The organism is Starkeya nomas (genome assembly GCF_902703545.1).
GTDB classification, from domain to species: domain Bacteria; phylum Pseudomonadota; class Alphaproteobacteria; order Rhizobiales; family Xanthobacteraceae; genus Ancylobacter; species Ancylobacter moscoviensis.
The window spans coordinates 3,021,075-3,037,186 of record NZ_CACSAS010000001.1 but is presented as its reverse complement, the minus strand read 5'-3'; the positions used below and the strand labels follow the sequence as shown (position 1 = coordinate 3,037,186).

The following is a 16,112-nucleotide window of genomic DNA, read 5'->3' as shown; positions in this document are numbered from 1 at the left end:
GATGGCAGCTTCCCTGGTCCGTTTGAAGGTTACTCTTGATCATGTCGAACCAACGGTGATGCGGCGCATTGTCGTGCCCTGGCGCATCCGGCTCAGCCGATTGCATGAGGTCTTGCAAGCCGCGATGGGCTGGACGAATACCCACCTCTACGAGTTCCAGATCCGCGATGTCGGTTTTGGTTTGCCCGACCAGGAATGGGGGGATGGCCCAATCGATGCGCGCAAGGTCTCGCTCCTGTCGGCAATCCAGGACACCGGCGCGAAATCCTTCAAATACCACTACGACTTCGGTGACGGCTGGACGCACAGCATCAAGATCGAGCGCACGTTCCCCATCGTTGCGCTGGCAGACCCCATGCTGATCGAGGCGACGGGGCGCTGCCCGCCGGAAGACGTCGGCGGCCCTTGGGGATACCAGGAGTTCCGCGAGGCGCTTGCCGATCCCGCTCATGAGCGGCACGCCGAGCTTGCCGAATGGTGGGGCGCCAAAGACTTCGACCCGAACCATGCTGCGTTCGCCGACCTCAACAGAGCCGTTGAACACCTGGTCGCAAAATGGGCGCGTCGATCACGCCGGAAAACCTGACGGTCCGCTACGCCACGCCCCCCAACTCCGAACCGAACCTCACCACCATAAACCGGTTGGTTCTCATCCGCGCGCGCAGATACCGCGTGGCTGTTCGGATGCTTACCGAAGGCCAGCAAGTTACCCTTGATATCGCTCGCCCCCAGTGCCGCCCCCGCAACGAGCACGATCCCGATCATAGATACCGTGCTCGCCATCAACAGGCGTCGCGAGGCCGCTTCCCGACCGACCGCGAAGGCCAATACGGCTGTCACGAAGGGAAGTGTCGCGTAGATGATCAAAACGTTTGCGACCGTCGTCATCGTGAGGGCGGCGACGTAGCAGAACATTGCGGTGGCGGAGAAGCAGGCGGCCAGGCAGAAGCGCCAGTCGAAACGCACCGCTTCCGCCGGCCTTGCGATGGCGATGGCAACAAGGCAAAGGCAGGCGAAGAGAGAACGCCACAGGATCAGATCCCAAAGCCCAAGATCAATTGCGCGTACGAACAGGCCAGCAAGGCTCCAGAGCACGGTTCCTGCGCCAACCAGTATCAGACCGTAGACGCGCCGTTCTCCACTCTGTTCCTCTGGCCGCTGCATCTCAGAAATAGAACCAGGTCAGGCCAAACCCGACGGCAATGACGATGCCGCGCAGGATGGTCGGATTGATCCAGCGAGCGAAGCGCGCACCGAGATAGCCGCCCGCAATAGCGCCTACCAGAACCGCGAATGCGGGCCCCCAGGCTATGATCCCTGTGGCAATGAAAACTGTGACCGCGAGACTCGAGACGATTGTTGCCAGTGCATTTTTTACCGCGTTGGCCTCGTTCACGTCGCTAAGCCCGATCAACGTCAGAACAGCCATGAGCAGGATACCGAGGCCCGCACCGAAATATCCGCCATAGATTGCGACGAGCAGATCTGTCGCAAAGATGACTGGCCTCGGCAGCATTCCGGGGCGGTCCCTTCTTATCCAAGAGCGTAGCCTAGGGCCGAGTGCGAACAGGATCGTCGCGACAAGCAAAAGCCATGGTATAAGCTGGCGGAATATTGCATTCCCAGTGATCGAAAGAAGTACCGCGCCGATAAGGGAACCGAGAACGAAAGCAGGCGCGCTGGATTTCAGTCGCCCTGCATTCCGGCGCAATTCCTCCCGATAACCGAACAGGCTGGTCGCATGTCCAGGCCAGATCGAAATCGCACTTGTGGCATTGGCGACAACCGGAGGAACGCCAGCCGCAAGGAGCGCCGGAAAAGTAAAGAAAGTGCCGCCCCCGGCGACTGCATTGCAGGCTCCGCCAACAAGACCGGCGGCGACCAAAAGGGCCGTGGTATTCATATCCATACCTGATCAACCCCGCTCTTCGAAAGCCAGCCGGACACCGAAGGCGATCAGGACCGAGCCAGTCACTCCATCGACGCCACGCTTGAATACTGAACTATGGAAAACGCGCGTGAATGGCCGCGTCGCCGCCGTGATGGCCGCGAACCAGATGAGCCCCATGAGCGCATGAATAGCCGCCAGGGCCATGCTGAGCATGACAACCGGGACATCCTGTGGAATGAACTGCGGCAGGAAGCTGACGTAGAACACGCCGACTTTCGGATTGAGAAGATTGGTCATCAGACCGCGCCAGAACCAGTTGGCACTTTTATTAGCCGATTTGCCTGCCGGCACGCTGTGAAGCGCCCGTCCCTCCTCGACGCTTCTGTGGATTGCGCTCCGGATCATCCGCGCGCCCAGCCAGATGATGTAGCCAGCGCCGAGATATTGAAGAAGCCGGTAGCCGACTTCCGATACGGTGAGAACGGCTCCAAGACCCGCCGAAGCCAACAGTCCCCACGCCAGAACACCGGTTACGACCCCGGCGCCAGCCTGCATGGCCTGCTTGCCGCCCTCAACAGTGGCAGTGCGCAAGACCATGGCCGTGTCCAGCCCAGGCGTAATTGTCAAAAGAGCGGCGGCGATCGAAAACGCGGCAACGGCGGAAAAGGCATCCATGTCAGGACCTCAGGCCAGCGCAGAATGCACCGAAGAGCATCCGCCCCTGGTCCCAGATACCGAGGCCGCTTGCGCCATTGATATGGCCGCACGGGCCAATCTCGATGCAACCGGCACCCCATTCCTCAGCGCGTGCCTTCACATAGTCCGGGGTGGCATAGGGATCGTTGGCGCTTGCGACGATGAGGGCCGGGAACGGCAGACGATGACGTGGCGGACTTGCGAAGCTGACCGCTGCTGCCGGGAATGCAGCGGAAGCAGGATCAGGGACTGCGACCAGAAAAGCACCCATAACCCGGCCCGCGACCATCTCTGCCGCGTGCGCGACGAGCAGGCAGGCCAGACTATGCGCGACGAGAACAGGCGGCGATGGTGAATTGTCGATTTGCCGTTCCAGCGCCTCTTGCCAGTCTACAAGATGGGGCTTCTCCCAGTCGGAAGGATGGAACCGGGTAAAGCGAGGATCTGACGCCTCCCAATGCGTTTGCCAGTGGGTTTCACCGGAACCGCCGATACCTGGCAATGTGATGAATGAGGTCATTCCGTCGCCCTTCTATTGTCGGGAAAGATCCATCGAAGGCTCGTAACTGCGGTCAGGAACATCCTTCGTGATCGCCTGCCCGCAAATCACGGCCTGACGCACGCCGTCGTAGGTCAGGACCGGGCTCCCGTGCAGGCTCCAGCCCAGGTTGAGGGCCTCAGTAATGCGGTGGCAGAAGGCAGCGTCATCGACGCCGGTCAGCAGACGATAAGCTCTCATCGTGCGGGTTCCCAATTTCCTGCTCGAAATCATAAGCGTCTTCGGGAAGCGCTAAACTGAAGTCATCTCAGCCGATCCGCAGTATTTCTCATTTCGCCATTTCTTGGACCGGCGAGCAGTGCGTAGTACGCAAGGGACATGAACGAGATATCCGACGGCTCCGTAAGGGTTACGGCGCTACGCCTTTTGGAAGAGGATCCACTCCTTGCCGCTTCCCGACGGGATTGGCCGGAGGGGGCCGGCGCTCTTGGTTGGCGATGGGAGACATTCGTCGACGAGGAGCTCATCAATCCATTTTGCGGCAGCCCGACAGATCAAGAACTCGACGCCTGCACACGGTGCCTGTTACGATTCGGTCGCCTGAGTTTTCTTTCCTCGGACGCCGAGCCATTCCGCTCGGCCGGCCACCAATTGCTGGAGACTGGTAGTCGACCCGATTTATTAGGCCGTATGCGCAAGATGCTGCTCAAAGAGCGGCTTTGGCTTGTCTCGTCGATTGCGACGTTTCTTCAACGGACCCCATGTGAAAGGCACGCAATGAGATTGGTTCAACACGCTTGGAGATTTACGGCTCCCTTGGTTGCCGCATTGTGTGTTTTCGCTGCATTGGCGGAGGCCCAGGATCGTCAGCTTACTAGGTCGGATGGAAGCGTTCTAGACTGGTCGATCGAGCGTCCGTCGGGTGACGCAGAAGTTCCAATCATGATCTTCATGCAGGGATCGGGTTGCGCGCCGGTCAGCGCCAGCGCCAGCGCCGGAATCGCGCTGGCCCGCGCGGTTTTCGATGGCTTCGCCGCCGTGACCCTCGAGAAATATGGGTATCGCCCGCCGGCGACCCGAAGGCCTGCTCTGAAGCCTTCTATCGCCACAGCACCAATAGCCAACGCGCCGAAGACTATCTGCTTGTCGTGGAAGAACTCGACGACATTGCGTGGTGGGATGGCCGGCTGTTCGTATTTGGCGGTTCTGAAGGGGCAGAGGTGGCGGCACGCTTTATCGCCGCCCATCCTGTCGATGCTGCGATCCTGATGTCGCTCGGTGGCGGGCGCACCTTTGGAGAAGATGTCCGGGAGGTCATGCTCGACGACATGAAACGCTCGGGCGTACCGGCGGAGCAACTGCCTGATATCGATCTGGCGTTTCAGAATATCCGCGAAAACCCTAAAAGCGCAGAGATCTGGGGCGGATCGAGCTTTGTCTATTGGGCCGACAGTATCGATCGCCGCGCCGCAGACTTCATGATGGAAAGCGATGCCCCCATGCTTCTCATTCAAGGGGGCGCCGACCGGTCCGTGCCGGTCGCCTCCGCGCGCCTGACCGTCGCGCTCCTTGAGCAGAGCGGCAAGTGCAACCTCACCTATTGGGAAGAGGCGGGGCTCGACCATGGCATGGTCGACGGAACGGGGACAAGCCGGCTGGCGGACATACTGGAACTGTCCAGGCACTGGCTTCTGACGCGCACCGGCCGGCCTTCGGCATGCCCGTGATGCGAATGGAAAAGTTCCTTTTTACGGTACCGCAAGCGTCAGGAGTTCGCGGCGGAACTCCGGTTCGCTCAACACCACTTCGCCAGCGCCGAGGGCACGGGCGTGGTCCAGCGCGCGCGATGTGAGGCGCTGGGCTGACTCGACGCTTTGCGTCAGGGGCAATCCGCGCGCGAGCCCCGCGACGATCAGACCGGCGAACAGATCGCCGGTTCCTGGAAGCGTGACCGGCAGGTGCTCCACCGGATGACGGCTTGCGCCGGCGGCTCCGAGAATGACGCTTTCAATGTGGCCGGCGGGCGTATCTTCGAGCGCGCACCCCGTGGCGATCAGATGGGCTTCGGACGCGATGCGGAGAAAGGCTCGCGCGGCTTTGAGGTCCGCCATGGACGCGATCGGCTGCCCGGTCAGCCAGCTCAGTTCAAACGGGTTCGGCGTCGCGATATCGGCCATCGGCAGCAGACGGTCGCGCATGACGTCGGCGATCGCCTCCGGCACATAGAGGCCGGGGCCGGTATCGCCCATCACGGGGTCGCAGACGTAAGTGAGGCGCGGATTGACGGCCTTGGCCTCGGCCACGAAATCCGCGACCATCAGCGCCACATCGAGCGAGCCGATATAGCCTGTCAGGATGAAATCCGCGCGTTGCGGCAGGCCGCGCTCGCGTGCGCCCTGCAACAGGTCCGAGAAGAATTCCGGCGGCAGCGCCCGGCCACGCAACGTCGGATAGTCGGGCGTGTTGGAGAAGATGACTGTCGGGATCGCCGCCACCTCCAGCCCAGCCGCGAGCATCGGAAACACGGCCGCGGAATTGCCGACATGGCCGAACACGACCTGACTTTGGATCGATATCACGAAGGGAGGAGAGGTCATGGAGTGCCGTCCAGTCTGTTGCGCCAATCCTCCACCCGACCGCTCTCGAGCCGCCGAACCGCATATTTCCGCCAGCCTTCGGCGAGCACGTCGAGGGCTGCGATGCCCTTCAGTTCGTCCAGGTTCAGCCGGTCGACATAAAGCGCATGCCAGAGCCGGCAAAGCGTCCAGTCCGGCGCCACGCGGTCGACACGCTCGAGCCGGTCGCCCGGGCTCACGGCGCCGGGTTCCAGCACCCGGTAATACCAGCCGGTGCGGCCGGTCTGCTGGACGCGGCGGGCCATGTCCGGCACGCCGAAGCGGTGGTTGAGCTTCCAGCAGGGTTGCCGCCCCTGGGAGACCTGCACCACCGCCGTGCCGAGCTTGAAGATATCGCCGACGGCGACCGTGGTCTCGGTCAGGCCGGATGCCGAGATGTTCTCGCCAAATCCGCCGGGAGCGGCAAGCGCCGGCAGATCGCCGAGCTCTCCGCGCCAGAGCGGATAGTGATCCAGCGGATAGTGATGCACGGCCTTTTCGACGCCGCCATGCACCCGCCGGTCCGCCTGCTCATCGCCTTCGAACCCTTCAGGGCCGAGCCGAAGCGGCCCCGTCACCGGCGCCTTCATGATGCCGCTTTGCGCGTCGCTGCCCGGCAGCGGTCTGGCGCGCCCTGTCAGAAGGGTGATCACGGTCATGCGGCCAAGTCCTGCAGCCATGCCCGGAGCATGGATTGGCCGGCATGCCTCAGCGCCGGACCATGCGCGATGGCGTCGCGACGCAGGCTGGCCGGGTCGATGCCGGCCTCAGCCAGTTCCACGCTGTGGCCGATGAGCCAGCGCTCAAAGGCGGGCAGTTCGCCTGCTTCCGGGTGGAATTGCAGCCCCAGAATAGTTGCGCCCATGGCAAAGGCCTGCGTTGCTGAGGCCGCCGTTCCTGCGAGAGTATCCGCTCCATCCGGGATATCGAAGGCTTCACCGTGCCAGTGGAGAACGGGCACATCCCGCAGGTGACGAAGCGGGCTGTTGATGCCAGCCTCCGTCAGCGTCAGGGCGGAAAAGCCGATTTCCTTGCGCGGCATCGGGGCGACCTTCGCGCCGAACGCCGCGGCCATGAGCTGCGCGCCAAGGCAGATGCCGAGCGTCGGGCGGCGGGCGGCCAGACGCGGGGCCAGCCAGTCGCGTTCTGTCTTCATGCAGGGATAGGCTTGCGTGTCATTCACCCCGATCGGGCCGCCGAGCACCACCACGAGATCGGGGCCGCGCGACACCGGCAAGGCATCGATGCCAGCTTCGGCATGGTTGAGCCGGTAGCCTTCTTCCTCAAGCACCGGGCCAAAGCTGCCAAGGTCCTCGAAAGCGAGATGGCGCAGGATCAGGGCGGATTTCGACATGCAGGCCTCTTGCGTTTTTGCATGTGTCTCGCGAAAATCCGGCCTGAACAAAAGAGCCAGTTTTGAAAACTTTGATAGGCCGGTCGTCATGGCATCGGAACCGCTTGCGCTGGATATCGAGAAGGAGCCTTCCGGCCCGCTGTTTCTGGCGATCGCCGACGCGATCACCCGCGACATCATGCGTGGCCGCCTGAAGCCCGGCGCCCGTCTGCCGGGGACGCGGGCGCTGGCGCGCCAGCTCGGCGTTCACCGCAATACGGTTGACGCCGCCTATCAGGAGCTCATGACGCAGGGCTGGCTCGATGCGGAACCCGCACGCGGCACATTCGTCGCAGAGGATCTGCCCGACAGCATGGCAGAGCCGGTTTCGGTGTCCGTGCCCAGAGAGCCCGCAACCATCCGCCCGCGTCTGACCTTCAGCGATGGTGCTCCCGATCCGAGGCTGGTGCCGGACAAGGCGCTGGCACGCGCCTTCCGCCGGGCATTGCTGTCTCCGGCCTTTCGCAGCGGCGCGGATTATGGCGATGCCCGGGGCACGCCGGCCCTGCGTCACGCGCTGTCGTCCTATCTCGCCACGGACCGGGGCGTGGTCGCCGATCCGGCGCGACTGCTGATCACGCGCGGCAGCCAGATGGCGCTGTTCCTGGCAGCCAGGGCGGCGGTGAAGCCCGGTCAGGCGATTGCCGTGGAAGAACCCGGCTACCCGCTGGCCTGGGAGGCCTTCCAGGCCGCGGGCGCTGCCGTGCTTGGCATTCCCGTCGATGCGGGCGGGCTGTCGGTCGCGGCGCTCGAGGCGGCGATTGAAAGCGATCCGCGCATCGCGGCGGTCTATGTCACGCCCCATCACCAGTATCCGACAACGGTCACCATGGGCGCGGCGCGGCGGCTGCAGCTTCTGGACACCGTCGAGCGTCACGGCATCACGCTGATCGAGGATGACTACGATCACGAGTACCGCTTCGAAGGGCGCCCGATCCTGCCGCTTGCGGCCCGGGCCCCGGCAGACCTGCCGCTGATCTATGTGGGCTCGCTCTCCAAACTGCTCTCGCCCGGTATCCGTCTCGGCTATGCCATGGCCCCGGAGCCGCTGCTCGGCCGCATGGCGGCCGCCCGTGCGGCCATCGACCGGCAGGGCGATGCGCCGCTTGAGACCGCGCTGGCGGACCTGATCCGCGACGGCGATCTCGGCCGCCATGCGAGGAAGGCCCGTCGCATCTATCGGGCCCGGCGCGATGTCCTCGCGGCGGGGCTGTCGGCCCATCTGGGCGGGCGGATCATCTTCGACAGCCCTGCGGGCGGGCTAGCCCTGTGGCTGCGATGCGTGGACGTCTCCGCCGACATCTGGGCGGAGCGCGCCGGCGCGGCCGGACTTGCGCTGCTGCCCGGAACGCGTTTCGCCCTTGATCGTCCAGCGCCGCAAGCCCTTCGTCTCGGCTATGCGGCGCTGGACGAGGAGCAGATCGCCCGGGCGGTGGATATCCTCGCCCGAAGCCTGCCCGATTGAACTATTCGGCCGCCATGGCGGAGCCTTGCGGTCTGGCGGGCGCCACATGCATGCCGAGCCGTTGCAACAGGTCGTGGTCCTTCCAGGACGCAGGATTCCCGGTCGTCAGCAACTGATCGCCGACGAAAATGGAATTCGCGCCGGCAAGGAAGCAAAGCGCCTGCAACTCATCGCTCATCCCCGTGCGTCCGGCGGAAAGCCGCACCACGGAGGCCGGCATCAGGATGCGCGCGAGCGCCACGAGACGGACGAGCGCGAACGGATCGATCGGGCTTGCGGTTTCCTGCACCGGCACGCCCTCGACCGGGTTCCACAGGTTAACCGGCACGCTGTCGGGATGGGCTGGCAGGGTCGCGAGCGTCACCAGCATGGCGATGCGATCCTCTTCCGTTTCGCCCATGCCGACGATCCCGCCGCAACAGACCCTGATGCCGCCCTTGCGGACATGCTCGACCGTCTCCAGCCGGTCCGCCATCGTCCGCGTGGTGGCGATCTCGCGGTAATAGTCCGGCGCGGTATCGATATTGTGGTTGTAGAAATCGAGCCCGGCCGCCTTCAGCCGCGCCACCTGATCCGGTTTCAGCATGCCGAGCGTCATGCAGGTTTCGAGCCCGAGTTCCGAGACGCCCTGCACCATGGCGCAGAGCCTGTCCATGTCGCGGTCCTTGGGGCTGCGCCAGGCAGCACCCATGCAGAAACGCTGCGCGCCCGCGTCCCGCGCGCGCCGGGCGGCCTCCAGCACATCGTCGGTCGCCATCAGCTTGGTCGCCTTCACGCCGGTCTGGTGGTGGGCCGATTGCGAGCAGTAGCCGCAATCCTCCGGGCAGCCGCCGGTCTTGATGCTCAAGAGGCTCGCCGTCTCGATCGCGGTCGGGTCGAAATGGGTCCGATGCAGGGACTGCGCCCGGTGGATCAGGTCGGGAAACGGAAGGGCGTGGATCGCTCGCGCCTCGTCCATGGTCCAGTCGGTTCTGATCTTGGCGCCGATCATGCCGCGCGACCCTTGAGGCGGCCGAGGCCGGTGATCAGGGCGACCGCCAGCGCGATCTTGATCAGATCGCCGAGGATGAACGGAGCGAAGCCGGCGGTGATCAGGCCAGAGGCCGGCACGAACAATGCGAGCCATGCCAGGCCGAAGGCATAGACCACGGCGAGACCGGAGAGCATCGCCAGCGCCAGCCGCATCGGGCCATTCCCTTCGGCCAGCCTGCCGATCACGAGGGGCGAGAGCAAGTAGCCGATGAGATAGCCGCCGGTCGGCCCCGCCATGTAGGCAAGCCCGATCCCGCGCGCCGGCGAGCCGGAAAATACCGGAAGGCCCACCGCCCCGGCGGCGAGATAGGCGGCCATGGCTGCAAAGCCGAGACGGGGACCGAGAGCCGCAGCCAGAAAGAACACCGCGAGCGTGTGCAGTGTCATCGGCACAGGCCAGAACGGGATCTGCACCTTGGCGCCGATCGTGATCAGTGCCGCGCCGAAGAGCGTGAGGGCGACACCGCGCCAGAGTGATGTCGGGCGGGTCAGAGAAGGGGTGAGCAAAGCCATGTGGCTGTTCTCCGAAGATAGGTTTCGACACTATCTATAATTCCGGAGTCATTCTCATGCGATCAATACAGATTATAGATAATCAGCCAGGAATCTCATAAGTCTCTCTGAGATCGCCATTTTTTGATGTCGGCTTGCGCTTGCCGATCCAGCCTACGTGGCGTGCCAGGGTCGAACAGGCAAATTCGGTCTGGCCCTTCCGCAGGGCATCAAGGATGGCACGGTGGTCGTGGTCTGTGCGTGCCTCCCAGTCGCTGCGCCAAGCGGCAAACAGGAAGCGCGCGCTCGCCGCCTGCAGGTCGTCGATCGTGCGCAGCAGGCGCGGCATGTGGCACGGTGTGAGGATCAGATGATGAAATCTGCGGTTCGCGGCCTCCCAGTCGCGGACATTGCCGGCGCGATCGCCATGCCGGGTAACCTCTGCTGCCTCATCGAGAATTGCCCGCGTCAGGTTTGGCACAGCATGGCGTAGGGCTAGCGATTCGAGGCTCGCCCGCATCTCGGCGACCTCGCGCAATTCTGCGATATCGAACTCGGTGACACGGAACCCGCGCCAAGGCTCGCTCTCCGCCAGCCCCTGCTTTTGCAGCGCGCGAAAGGCCTCGCGCACCGGTACGTGGCTGGCGCTGAACTCCGCCGCGACATGATCCTGCCGCAACCGCGCGCCGGGCCGTATTGCGCCAGATATGATCCGATCCGCGAGAATACGCGCGATCCGGTCGGAAATGGTCTCGTCTGTCTCTTTGGTCATAGATTATAGATAATCGATGTCACATATGAAGTCGACGTTAGTAGCTCGAATTGGACCTAGGGCACGGCGAGCGACGAACTGGCTTCGGTTTGTTGAGGCGCAAGCATTCGACCGTGATCATCGGCCGCGCTATCGGGCACCTTTATGTGCTCTATCCCAACACCAGCGGCTAAAGTCGCCCATTCTGGTGGCAAGCAATCCCAAGAGAAGGCCAGGTCCCGATCACTGTTCCGACCTCAGCACGTTGACAGCAGCACTAAGGTCGACTTATACGATGACTTGTATCGGAACGCGGACCAGCGTGGACAGCTAATTTTAAGCTGCTTTTCGTCGATATACTCACAAACATTTCTGAGCCGATCCAGATAGAATATTGATCCATCTGGCCTTGTCGCGAGATCCATCTCTCGACCCCTCCCGCCGTCAATTCATCCCGCCCAAACGCGATCGCGATCGCGAAGACGTATTTTTGTCTGAAACAGCTTCAAAGAGAGCAAGAGACCAATGGTAAGGACATCAGAAAAGACGTCGGAGACGTCCAACCAGCACAGACCCTTTCTCGCTATCCTAGCCTTGGCGGTTTTTTTCGTCGGCGCAAGCGAGTTCATGCTTTCGGCGATGCTTGGACCGCTAGCTGAAGCATTCCGCACGTCTCCGGCTCGTGCCTCGTGGCTAATCTCCGGCTACGCCTTCACTTACGCTTTGGCGGCTCCTATTCTGGGATATCTTTCAGACCGTATCGACCGTGTTCGTTTCCTACTCTTTGCTCTTCTGGCCTTTGCTATCGATGGAATTGGAATTGCATTTTCGCCGACTATCGAAATTGCAATGGTTCTTAGAGTCTTCGGTGGGCTAGCGTCTGCTGTAATCATTCCAACGGCGTTCGCCCTGGTTTCCGAAATCGTCCCCAGGGAAAGGCAGGCTGGTGCGATGGGCCTCGTCATGCTTGGAATGACGTTCGGCATTGCGCTGGGTCCAGCCCTCGCAGGCGTGCTCACCGAATGGGCTGGTTGGCGACTGCCTTTTCTCACGAGCGCAAGCGGATGCGTTTTGGCGTTCATTATCGGCGCCAGAACGACCCCCGGTAATTATTCACCCTCATTCGCCAGAACTACAGTGCATTTTCATTGGATGAAGAAATGGAATGTAATCCGCCCGCTGATAGCCAAGGGTGCCTGGAATGGAACAGGCGTGGCCGCTTTCCTACTCTCGGGGGAAATACTCAAGCAACGCTACAACTTAAACACAGCAGAAATTGGCGTCACGGTTACTGCGTTTGGTTTCGGTCTAGGCATCGGAAATCTGTCTGCGGGCTGGATACGCCGCGTGTGCGGCCGAGAAGAAGTATCACTCATCACGATAACTGCATTACTTGCGCTGTCGATCGCAGCCTTCACCACAGTCCCCCTCCCTTTCATCGGGACCGTAACTTGCCTAGTCCTATGGGGATTTGCACTCGGCGCCGGTGCGCCAAGCAGTACAACGATATTGGCGGAGCGATCTGGGCATAGCAAAGGTATGGTACTTTCTTTTGCTGAAACGCTCAATAACGTGACAATTTTTGCAGTGCTCCCCGCGGCAATACGGTCAATCGATCGCGGTGACAATATTTCTCTCATATTGGTGTTGGGTACGGGCCTTTTTGTTGGAATAATTCTGACGTTGATTGATGGCTTCCTTTCGCGACCGGTCTCGGCCGAGCAATCAAAGCCCCTCGACCTTTCGGGATCGAATTGATTAAACATCATACGATCGAGAAGACGGCTGGGAACGTGACAGGCGGGCTGCATAACTGCGTGGACGGTTATGGGAGGCGTTTCTTCCAAGACCAATCCGATTTGCACGACATAGCGCGATATTACCGCACAAGCGCCTGCAAGGACTTTTCACATTCAGCTTCTATCGTTTTTTCGTTTGATCAATCGGGCGAGGCCAGTCAGCGAGGCTACTAAACGCAATCCATGCACACCGATAGATATCGATAGGCATAGAAGGAATTTATTTTTTATTTTCAGTTGATTATATAGAATTTTAGCGAAAAATCGGCGGCGTTCGGATGGACCTGAATCATTCCCGCCTATATGTATCCGTCGCTAGCCGTATTCCCTACGCTCCACGGTTGGGACTTCACCAATTGCAGTTCCACGCTCATGTTCATTCATGCAGAGGCGTGTATCATCTGATCTCGGGTAGCCTGTTCGTGGCCCAACAGGATCAAACTCACCACGAAATTCTCAACGCTCGCCTCCACTGATCAGAAGACGACACCGATAAGCGTGTCGAAGGAGGATGTATGTCAGAAACGAGGTTTCTTACACCTGAAGAAGTCGCCGAACGCTATCGCGGCAGCGTATCGGTTGGCACATTGCGAAACTGGCGGGCGATGAAAATTGGCCCATCTTATGTCAAAATTGGCAAAGCGGTCCTCTACCGAATCGAGGAGCTTGAAGCCTGGGATGAAAAGAATAGGGTGAAATGCGTGCATCACGGGAATTGATTGAACGCTCCCATGATCCAATGTGAGGATCACGGGAGCGCATCAAGCCCCGCTCCCAAATACCGGCACCATCTCATCTCGATGATATGGCAACATACTGTAAAACAAGACTTTTTCTGATTGATTAGGTTGATGCACAACCATCCGAGCGGCGACCCGACGCCTTCGAACGCCGACATCCAGATGACGCGGACCATCATCGAGGTGGCCAAGCCCCTCGGCATCGAGGTGCACGATCACATTATTGTCGGCAAGGACGGACACGCCAGCCTGCGCGGGCTGCGGCTGATCTGAGCCGGTGCTCAGGGACGCGTGAGCAGCAGCGGCGTGCCTTCATCGGGCGGCACCTTCTCCCAGCCGCCATCCTCCTGCGGGGCGAAACGCAGGCCCTCGCCCTTGGCGGTCAGAAGCACCAGATTGTTGCCGTCGAGCCGCCAGCGATCGGGCGCCAGGGCGACGATGCCGGCCGCGCAGCCCGGCAGGAGCGTGGCGCGGAAGGTGTTCTCACCCGCATTGGTGTCCGTCAGCTCGACGCGACAGATTGGCTGCCCGGCGGTCTGTGCGAGGTCCCAGTTGCCGACGAGGTCGGCCGGGCGGATGGCTGGATCAGCCAGACGGGGATTGACGAGGAAGTACACGCCGTCGCCCTCGCGCAGGGCTTCCCATGTGCCGCCGACGCCCTCGGTGAACTCGGCCACGAGCCCGCCGGTCGCGCCGTGGAGGCGGATGGATTCGCCCGGTCCCGGCGTCCATGCGGCGACATCGACGCTGAACAGTATGCTGGAGGCGCAGGCTTCCTTGTCGAGGGTGACATCGAACAGCGCCGGCTCGGCGCCCTTGCGGCCATAGGGCTTGTCCGTGAGGACAATGGGGCACACGCGGTCGCCATCGGCATTGGTGAGCTGATAGCTGTCGGCCAGTGCCGTCGCGCGCCCGGCGATGTCCGGCTCCGGCGCGGGCGTTTCCTGCGTCTGCGCCGACAGGGGGAAGCCGGCAAGAACGACGGCAAGGATGGCGAGACGCGGCCGCAGTCTCATGCGTGCCTCCTCAGGCGGGCGTCTTGACGGGCGTTTCCGGCACCGGCGTCAGCGGCGGCCGGCCGGAGAACCAGGCGGTCAGGTTGTCGACGACGAGCTGGCCCATGGCATTCCGGGTGAGATGGGTGGCCGAGGCGACGTGCGGGAGCAGCACAACGTTGTCGAGCGCGATAAGCGCCTCCGGCACATGCGGTTCGTTGGCGAAGACGTCGAGGCCGGCGCTGGCGATGGTACCTTGCTGGAGGGCCTTGATCAGCGCCTCCTCGTCCACCACTGAGCCGCGGGCCACGTTGATCAGCGAGCCGGTGGGGCCGAGTGCTGCCAGAACCTCGGCATTGATCATGTGATTGGTTTCCGGCCCGCCGGGAACGATGACGATCAGAACGTCGACGTCGCGCGCCAGCCCGAGCAGGTCGGGATAGTGCCTGTAGGGTACACCTTCGACGGGCCGGCGGCTGTGATAGGCGATCGGCCGGCCGAAGCCTTCGAGGCGCTGGGCGATAGCCTTGCCGATGCGACCCATGCCGACGATGCCGATGGTGCGGTCGCGCAGCGTGGCGGTGAGCGGGAAAGCCCCCGAGGGCCACTTGCCGGCCCGCAGATAACGCTCGGCCTGCGGTAGCTGCCGGATGGTGGAGAGGACGAGGCCGACGGTCAGGTCCGCCACCTCATCGTCGAGCACGCCGGGCGTATTCGTGACGACGATGCCGCGTCGCCCGGCCGCCTCGGCGTCCACCGAATCGTAGCCGACCCCGAAGTTGGCGACGATCTCCAGCGCTGGCAGGCGCGCCATCAGCGCGTCCGTGACACGGCGGGCCCCGCCGCCGGTCGAGCCGACGCCGGTGGCAGCGGCGCGGATGTGCGGGCCGATCTCGGCAAGAACCGCCTCCGCGTCGGGTGCGTCGAGGCGGTGAACGGTGAAGTGCTCGTTCAGCTGCGCCTCGATCATCGCCATCATGGGGCCGGTCTGGAGAAGGTCGGGGCGAGCGGACATGAGGAACTCCTGAGCGAAGGGGCCGGTATTCCTCACCAAAGCGGAGGCGGTTTCAAGCCCCCGCGCGCTTGGTCAGACCGTCTCTTCCTCGGCGCCTTCCGCCTCGTCGGCCCCATCAGCGTCCTCGGCCGTGTCGTTGACGACGGTGCCGAGCTCGGTCGACAGGTTGCGCTCCATCTTGCGCAGAAGCTTGCGCAGGCGCTTGCGATCCTTGCCGTCGAGGCCGGCGGTCATCGTCCCCTCGAGCGAATCCCAGATGTCGTCGATCGCGCCGGCGCGCGTGCGCCCCTCATCGGTAAGATAGACCCGCACGAGGCGGGCGTCGCCTTCCGAGGCGCGCCGCACCAGAAGGCCCTGAGCCGAGAGACGGCCGACGGTCTTCGATGCGGTGGGTGGGCGGACCTTCAGCGCCGCCGCCAGTTCGGTCATGGTGCGCCCGTCCGTGTCGGCGAGCAGCTTGAGCACCGATTCCTGACCGGGAAACAACCCGATTTCCTGCAGACGACGCGCTGCGAGGGCGCGCTGGAGACGCGCCGTATGCTGCAGTCTCTGGCCGATTTTCTTTTCGAAGCCGTCCTTCATGGGTGCCCCCGCGATCCGAAACGCCAAGGCAACAACTATTTGTTGCGATAGAAGCGGCTTGCCGTGACACGAACATGGCCGCAATTGGCAATTTCGTCAAAGTTCCGATAAATCACAGCAAGATTTTTATATTTCGACCGAGAATTC

18 protein-coding genes and 2 pseudogenes are annotated in these 16,112 nt (G+C 62.4%); 6 read left to right on the top strand and 14 right to left on the bottom strand.

Annotation, left to right across the window (positions count from 1 at the left end):
* The first annotated feature begins 1 nt into the window (after position 1).
* On the top strand, positions 2-586 hold the full coding sequence (locus tag STARVERO_RS14570) for a plasmid pRiA4b ORF-3 family protein (RefSeq protein WP_050746939.1): 585 nt from the start codon (positions 2-4) through the stop codon (positions 584-586).
* A 170-nt stretch (positions 587-756) separates the two neighbouring features.
* Here the strand turns inward: STARVERO_RS14570 and STARVERO_RS23840 are convergent.
* The 5 genes and pseudogenes from STARVERO_RS23840 to STARVERO_RS14545 form a co-directional block, all read right to left on the bottom strand.
* A pseudogene (locus STARVERO_RS23840) lies at positions 757-1,164 on the bottom strand (EamA family transporter); the annotation flags it as partial.
* Between the two features lies 1 nt (position 1,165).
* Positions 1,166-1,903 carry a sulfite exporter TauE/SafE family protein gene (locus tag STARVERO_RS14560; RefSeq protein ID WP_244616775.1) on the bottom strand — a complete coding sequence of 246 codons (738 nt, stop codon included), beginning with the start codon at positions 1,901-1,903 and terminating at the stop codon, positions 1,166-1,168.
* Between the two features lie 12 nt (positions 1,904-1,915).
* Complete coding sequence (locus STARVERO_RS14555) at positions 1,916-2,566, bottom strand: LysE family translocator (RefSeq protein ID WP_159599658.1); 651 nt, start codon at positions 2,564-2,566, stop codon at positions 1,916-1,918.
* 1 nt (position 2,567) lies between these two features.
* Positions 2,568-3,107 carry an RBBP9/YdeN family alpha/beta hydrolase gene (locus STARVERO_RS14550; RefSeq protein WP_159599656.1) on the bottom strand — a complete coding sequence of 180 codons (540 nt, stop codon included), beginning with the start codon at positions 3,105-3,107 and terminating at the stop codon, positions 2,568-2,570.
* 12 nt (positions 3,108-3,119) lie between these two features.
* Positions 3,120-3,326: a DUF1737 domain-containing protein gene (locus STARVERO_RS14545; RefSeq protein ID WP_139974521.1), complete on the bottom strand. Its 207-nt coding sequence runs from the start codon at positions 3,324-3,326 to the stop codon at positions 3,120-3,122.
* A 725-nt stretch (positions 3,327-4,051) separates the two neighbouring features.
* On the opposite strand from STARVERO_RS14545, the gene STARVERO_RS14540 reads away from it, so the two are divergent.
* Complete coding sequence (locus STARVERO_RS14540; RefSeq protein ID WP_159599654.1) at positions 4,052-4,813, top strand: alpha/beta hydrolase family protein; 762 nt, start codon at positions 4,052-4,054, stop codon at positions 4,811-4,813.
* A 21-nt stretch (positions 4,814-4,834) separates the two neighbouring features.
* Here STARVERO_RS14540 and pdxY read toward each other — a convergent pair whose 3' ends face one another.
* The 3 genes from pdxY to STARVERO_RS14525 are packed head-to-tail and all read right to left on the bottom strand — an operon-like array spanning position 4,835 to position 7,055.
* Entirely contained in the window at positions 4,835-5,683 is an 849-nt protein-coding gene (pdxY, locus tag STARVERO_RS14535; protein WP_159599652.1) for a pyridoxal kinase, read from the bottom strand.
* On the bottom strand, positions 5,680-6,360 hold the full coding sequence (locus STARVERO_RS14530; RefSeq protein ID WP_159599650.1) for an MOSC domain-containing protein: 681 nt from the start codon (positions 6,358-6,360) through the stop codon (positions 5,680-5,682). The genes pdxY and STARVERO_RS14530 overlap by 4 nt, the downstream gene beginning before the upstream one ends.
* Complete coding sequence (locus STARVERO_RS14525) at positions 6,357-7,055, bottom strand: glutamine amidotransferase (protein ID WP_159599648.1); 699 nt, start codon at positions 7,053-7,055, stop codon at positions 6,357-6,359. The genes STARVERO_RS14530 and STARVERO_RS14525 overlap by 4 nt, the downstream gene beginning before the upstream one ends.
* Here STARVERO_RS14525 and pdxR point away from each other — a divergent pair.
* Positions 7,054-8,559 carry a MocR-like pyridoxine biosynthesis transcription factor PdxR gene (gene pdxR / locus STARVERO_RS14520; protein WP_244616774.1) on the top strand — a complete coding sequence of 502 codons (1,506 nt, stop codon included), beginning with the start codon at positions 7,054-7,056 and terminating at the stop codon, positions 8,557-8,559. The genes STARVERO_RS14525 and pdxR overlap by 2 nt on opposite strands.
* Before the next feature lies 1 nt (position 8,560).
* Here the strand turns inward: pdxR and bioB are convergent, their stop codons facing one another.
* The 3 genes from bioB to STARVERO_RS14505 form a co-directional block, all read right to left on the bottom strand.
* Positions 8,561-9,550, bottom strand: a complete 990-nt coding sequence (gene bioB / locus STARVERO_RS14515; protein ID WP_159599646.1) for a biotin synthase BioB — start codon at positions 9,548-9,550, stop codon at positions 8,561-8,563.
* The gene (locus STARVERO_RS14510) at positions 9,547-10,104 is read right to left on the bottom strand and encodes a biotin transporter BioY (protein ID WP_159599644.1); all 558 of its coding nucleotides are present in this window, start codon (positions 10,102-10,104) and stop codon (positions 9,547-9,549) included. Before STARVERO_RS14510 ends, bioB begins: the two co-directional genes overlap by 4 nt.
* A gap of 82 nt (positions 10,105-10,186) precedes the next feature.
* Positions 10,187-10,855: a GntR family transcriptional regulator gene (locus STARVERO_RS14505; protein ID WP_159599642.1), complete on the bottom strand. Its 669-nt coding sequence runs from the start codon at positions 10,853-10,855 to the stop codon at positions 10,187-10,189.
* A gap of 573 nt (positions 10,856-11,428) precedes the next feature.
* Here STARVERO_RS14505 and STARVERO_RS14500 point away from each other — a divergent pair.
* The 3 genes and pseudogenes from STARVERO_RS14500 to STARVERO_RS14490 form a co-directional block, all read left to right on the top strand.
* The gene (locus tag STARVERO_RS14500) at positions 11,429-12,592 is read left to right on the top strand and encodes an MFS transporter (RefSeq protein WP_200837819.1); all 1,164 of its coding nucleotides are present in this window, start codon (positions 11,429-11,431) and stop codon (positions 12,590-12,592) included.
* A gap of 556 nt (positions 12,593-13,148) precedes the next feature.
* The gene (locus STARVERO_RS14495) at positions 13,149-13,352 is read left to right on the top strand and encodes a helix-turn-helix transcriptional regulator (protein WP_159599638.1); all 204 of its coding nucleotides are present in this window, start codon (positions 13,149-13,151) and stop codon (positions 13,350-13,352) included.
* Positions 13,353-13,481: 129 nt separating this feature from the next.
* Positions 13,482-13,646: pseudogene (locus tag STARVERO_RS14490) on the top strand (JAB domain-containing protein); the annotation flags it as partial.
* A gap of 8 nt (positions 13,647-13,654) precedes the next feature.
* Here the strand turns inward: STARVERO_RS14490 and STARVERO_RS14485 are convergent.
* The 3 genes from STARVERO_RS14485 to STARVERO_RS14475 all read right to left on the bottom strand — a co-directional run bounded on the left by STARVERO_RS14485 (position 13,655) and on the right by STARVERO_RS14475 (position 15,965).
* Positions 13,655-14,389, bottom strand: coding sequence for a protease inhibitor Inh/omp19 family protein (locus tag STARVERO_RS14485; protein ID WP_159599636.1), 735 nt, complete (start codon positions 14,387-14,389; stop codon positions 13,655-13,657).
* Between the two features lie 10 nt (positions 14,390-14,399).
* On the bottom strand, positions 14,400-15,383 hold the full coding sequence (locus tag STARVERO_RS14480; protein WP_144344272.1) for a 2-hydroxyacid dehydrogenase: 984 nt from the start codon (positions 15,381-15,383) through the stop codon (positions 14,400-14,402).
* A 72-nt stretch (positions 15,384-15,455) separates the two neighbouring features.
* The gene (locus STARVERO_RS14475; RefSeq protein WP_159599634.1) at positions 15,456-15,965 is read right to left on the bottom strand and encodes a MarR family winged helix-turn-helix transcriptional regulator; all 510 of its coding nucleotides are present in this window, start codon (positions 15,963-15,965) and stop codon (positions 15,456-15,458) included.
* Between the last annotated feature and the right edge of the window lie 147 nt (positions 15,966-16,112).

Bases quoted from the DNA above. Each gene is read 5' to 3' on its own strand.
- STARVERO_RS14570 (WP_050746939.1), top strand. From the start codon at position 2: ATGGCAGCTTCCCTGGTCCGTTTGAAGGTTACTCTTGATCATGTCGAA.
- STARVERO_RS14560 (WP_244616775.1), bottom strand. From the start codon at position 1,903: ATGAATACCACGGCCCTTTTGGTCGCCGCCGGTCTTGTTGGCGGAGCC.
- STARVERO_RS14555 (WP_159599658.1), bottom strand. From the start codon at position 2,566: ATGGATGCCTTTTCCGCCGTTGCCGCGTTTTCGATCGCCGCCGCTCTT.
- STARVERO_RS14550 (WP_159599656.1), bottom strand. From the start codon at position 3,107: ATGACCTCATTCATCACATTGCCAGGTATCGGCGGTTCCGGTGAAACC.
- STARVERO_RS14545 (WP_139974521.1), bottom strand. From the start codon at position 3,326: ATGAGAGCTTATCGTCTGCTGACCGGCGTCGATGACGCTGCCTTCTGC.
- pdxY (WP_159599652.1), bottom strand. From the start codon at position 5,683: ATGACCTCTCCTCCCTTCGTGATATCGATCCAAAGTCAGGTCGTGTTC.
- STARVERO_RS14530 (WP_159599650.1), bottom strand. From the start codon at position 6,360: ATGACCGTGATCACCCTTCTGACAGGGCGCGCCAGACCGCTGCCGGGC.
- pdxR (WP_244616774.1), top strand. From the start codon at position 7,054: ATGCAGGCCTCTTGCGTTTTTGCATGTGTCTCGCGAAAATCCGGCCTG.
- STARVERO_RS14525 (WP_159599648.1), bottom strand. From the start codon at position 7,055: ATGTCGAAATCCGCCCTGATCCTGCGCCATCTCGCTTTCGAGGACCTT.
- bioB (WP_159599646.1), bottom strand. From the start codon at position 9,550: ATGATCGGCGCCAAGATCAGAACCGACTGGACCATGGACGAGGCGCGA.
- STARVERO_RS14510 (WP_159599644.1), bottom strand. From the start codon at position 10,104: ATGGCTTTGCTCACCCCTTCTCTGACCCGCCCGACATCACTCTGGCGC.
- STARVERO_RS14505 (WP_159599642.1), bottom strand. From the start codon at position 10,855: ATGACCAAAGAGACAGACGAGACCATTTCCGACCGGATCGCGCGTATT.
- STARVERO_RS14495 (WP_159599638.1), top strand. From the start codon at position 13,149: ATGTCAGAAACGAGGTTTCTTACACCTGAAGAAGTCGCCGAACGCTAT.
- STARVERO_RS14485 (WP_159599636.1), bottom strand. From the start codon at position 14,389: ATGAGACTGCGGCCGCGTCTCGCCATCCTTGCCGTCGTTCTTGCCGGC.
- STARVERO_RS14480 (WP_144344272.1), bottom strand. From the start codon at position 15,383: ATGTCCGCTCGCCCCGACCTTCTCCAGACCGGCCCCATGATGGCGATG.
- STARVERO_RS14475 (WP_159599634.1), bottom strand. From the start codon at position 15,965: ATGAAGGACGGCTTCGAAAAGAAAATCGGCCAGAGACTGCAGCATACG.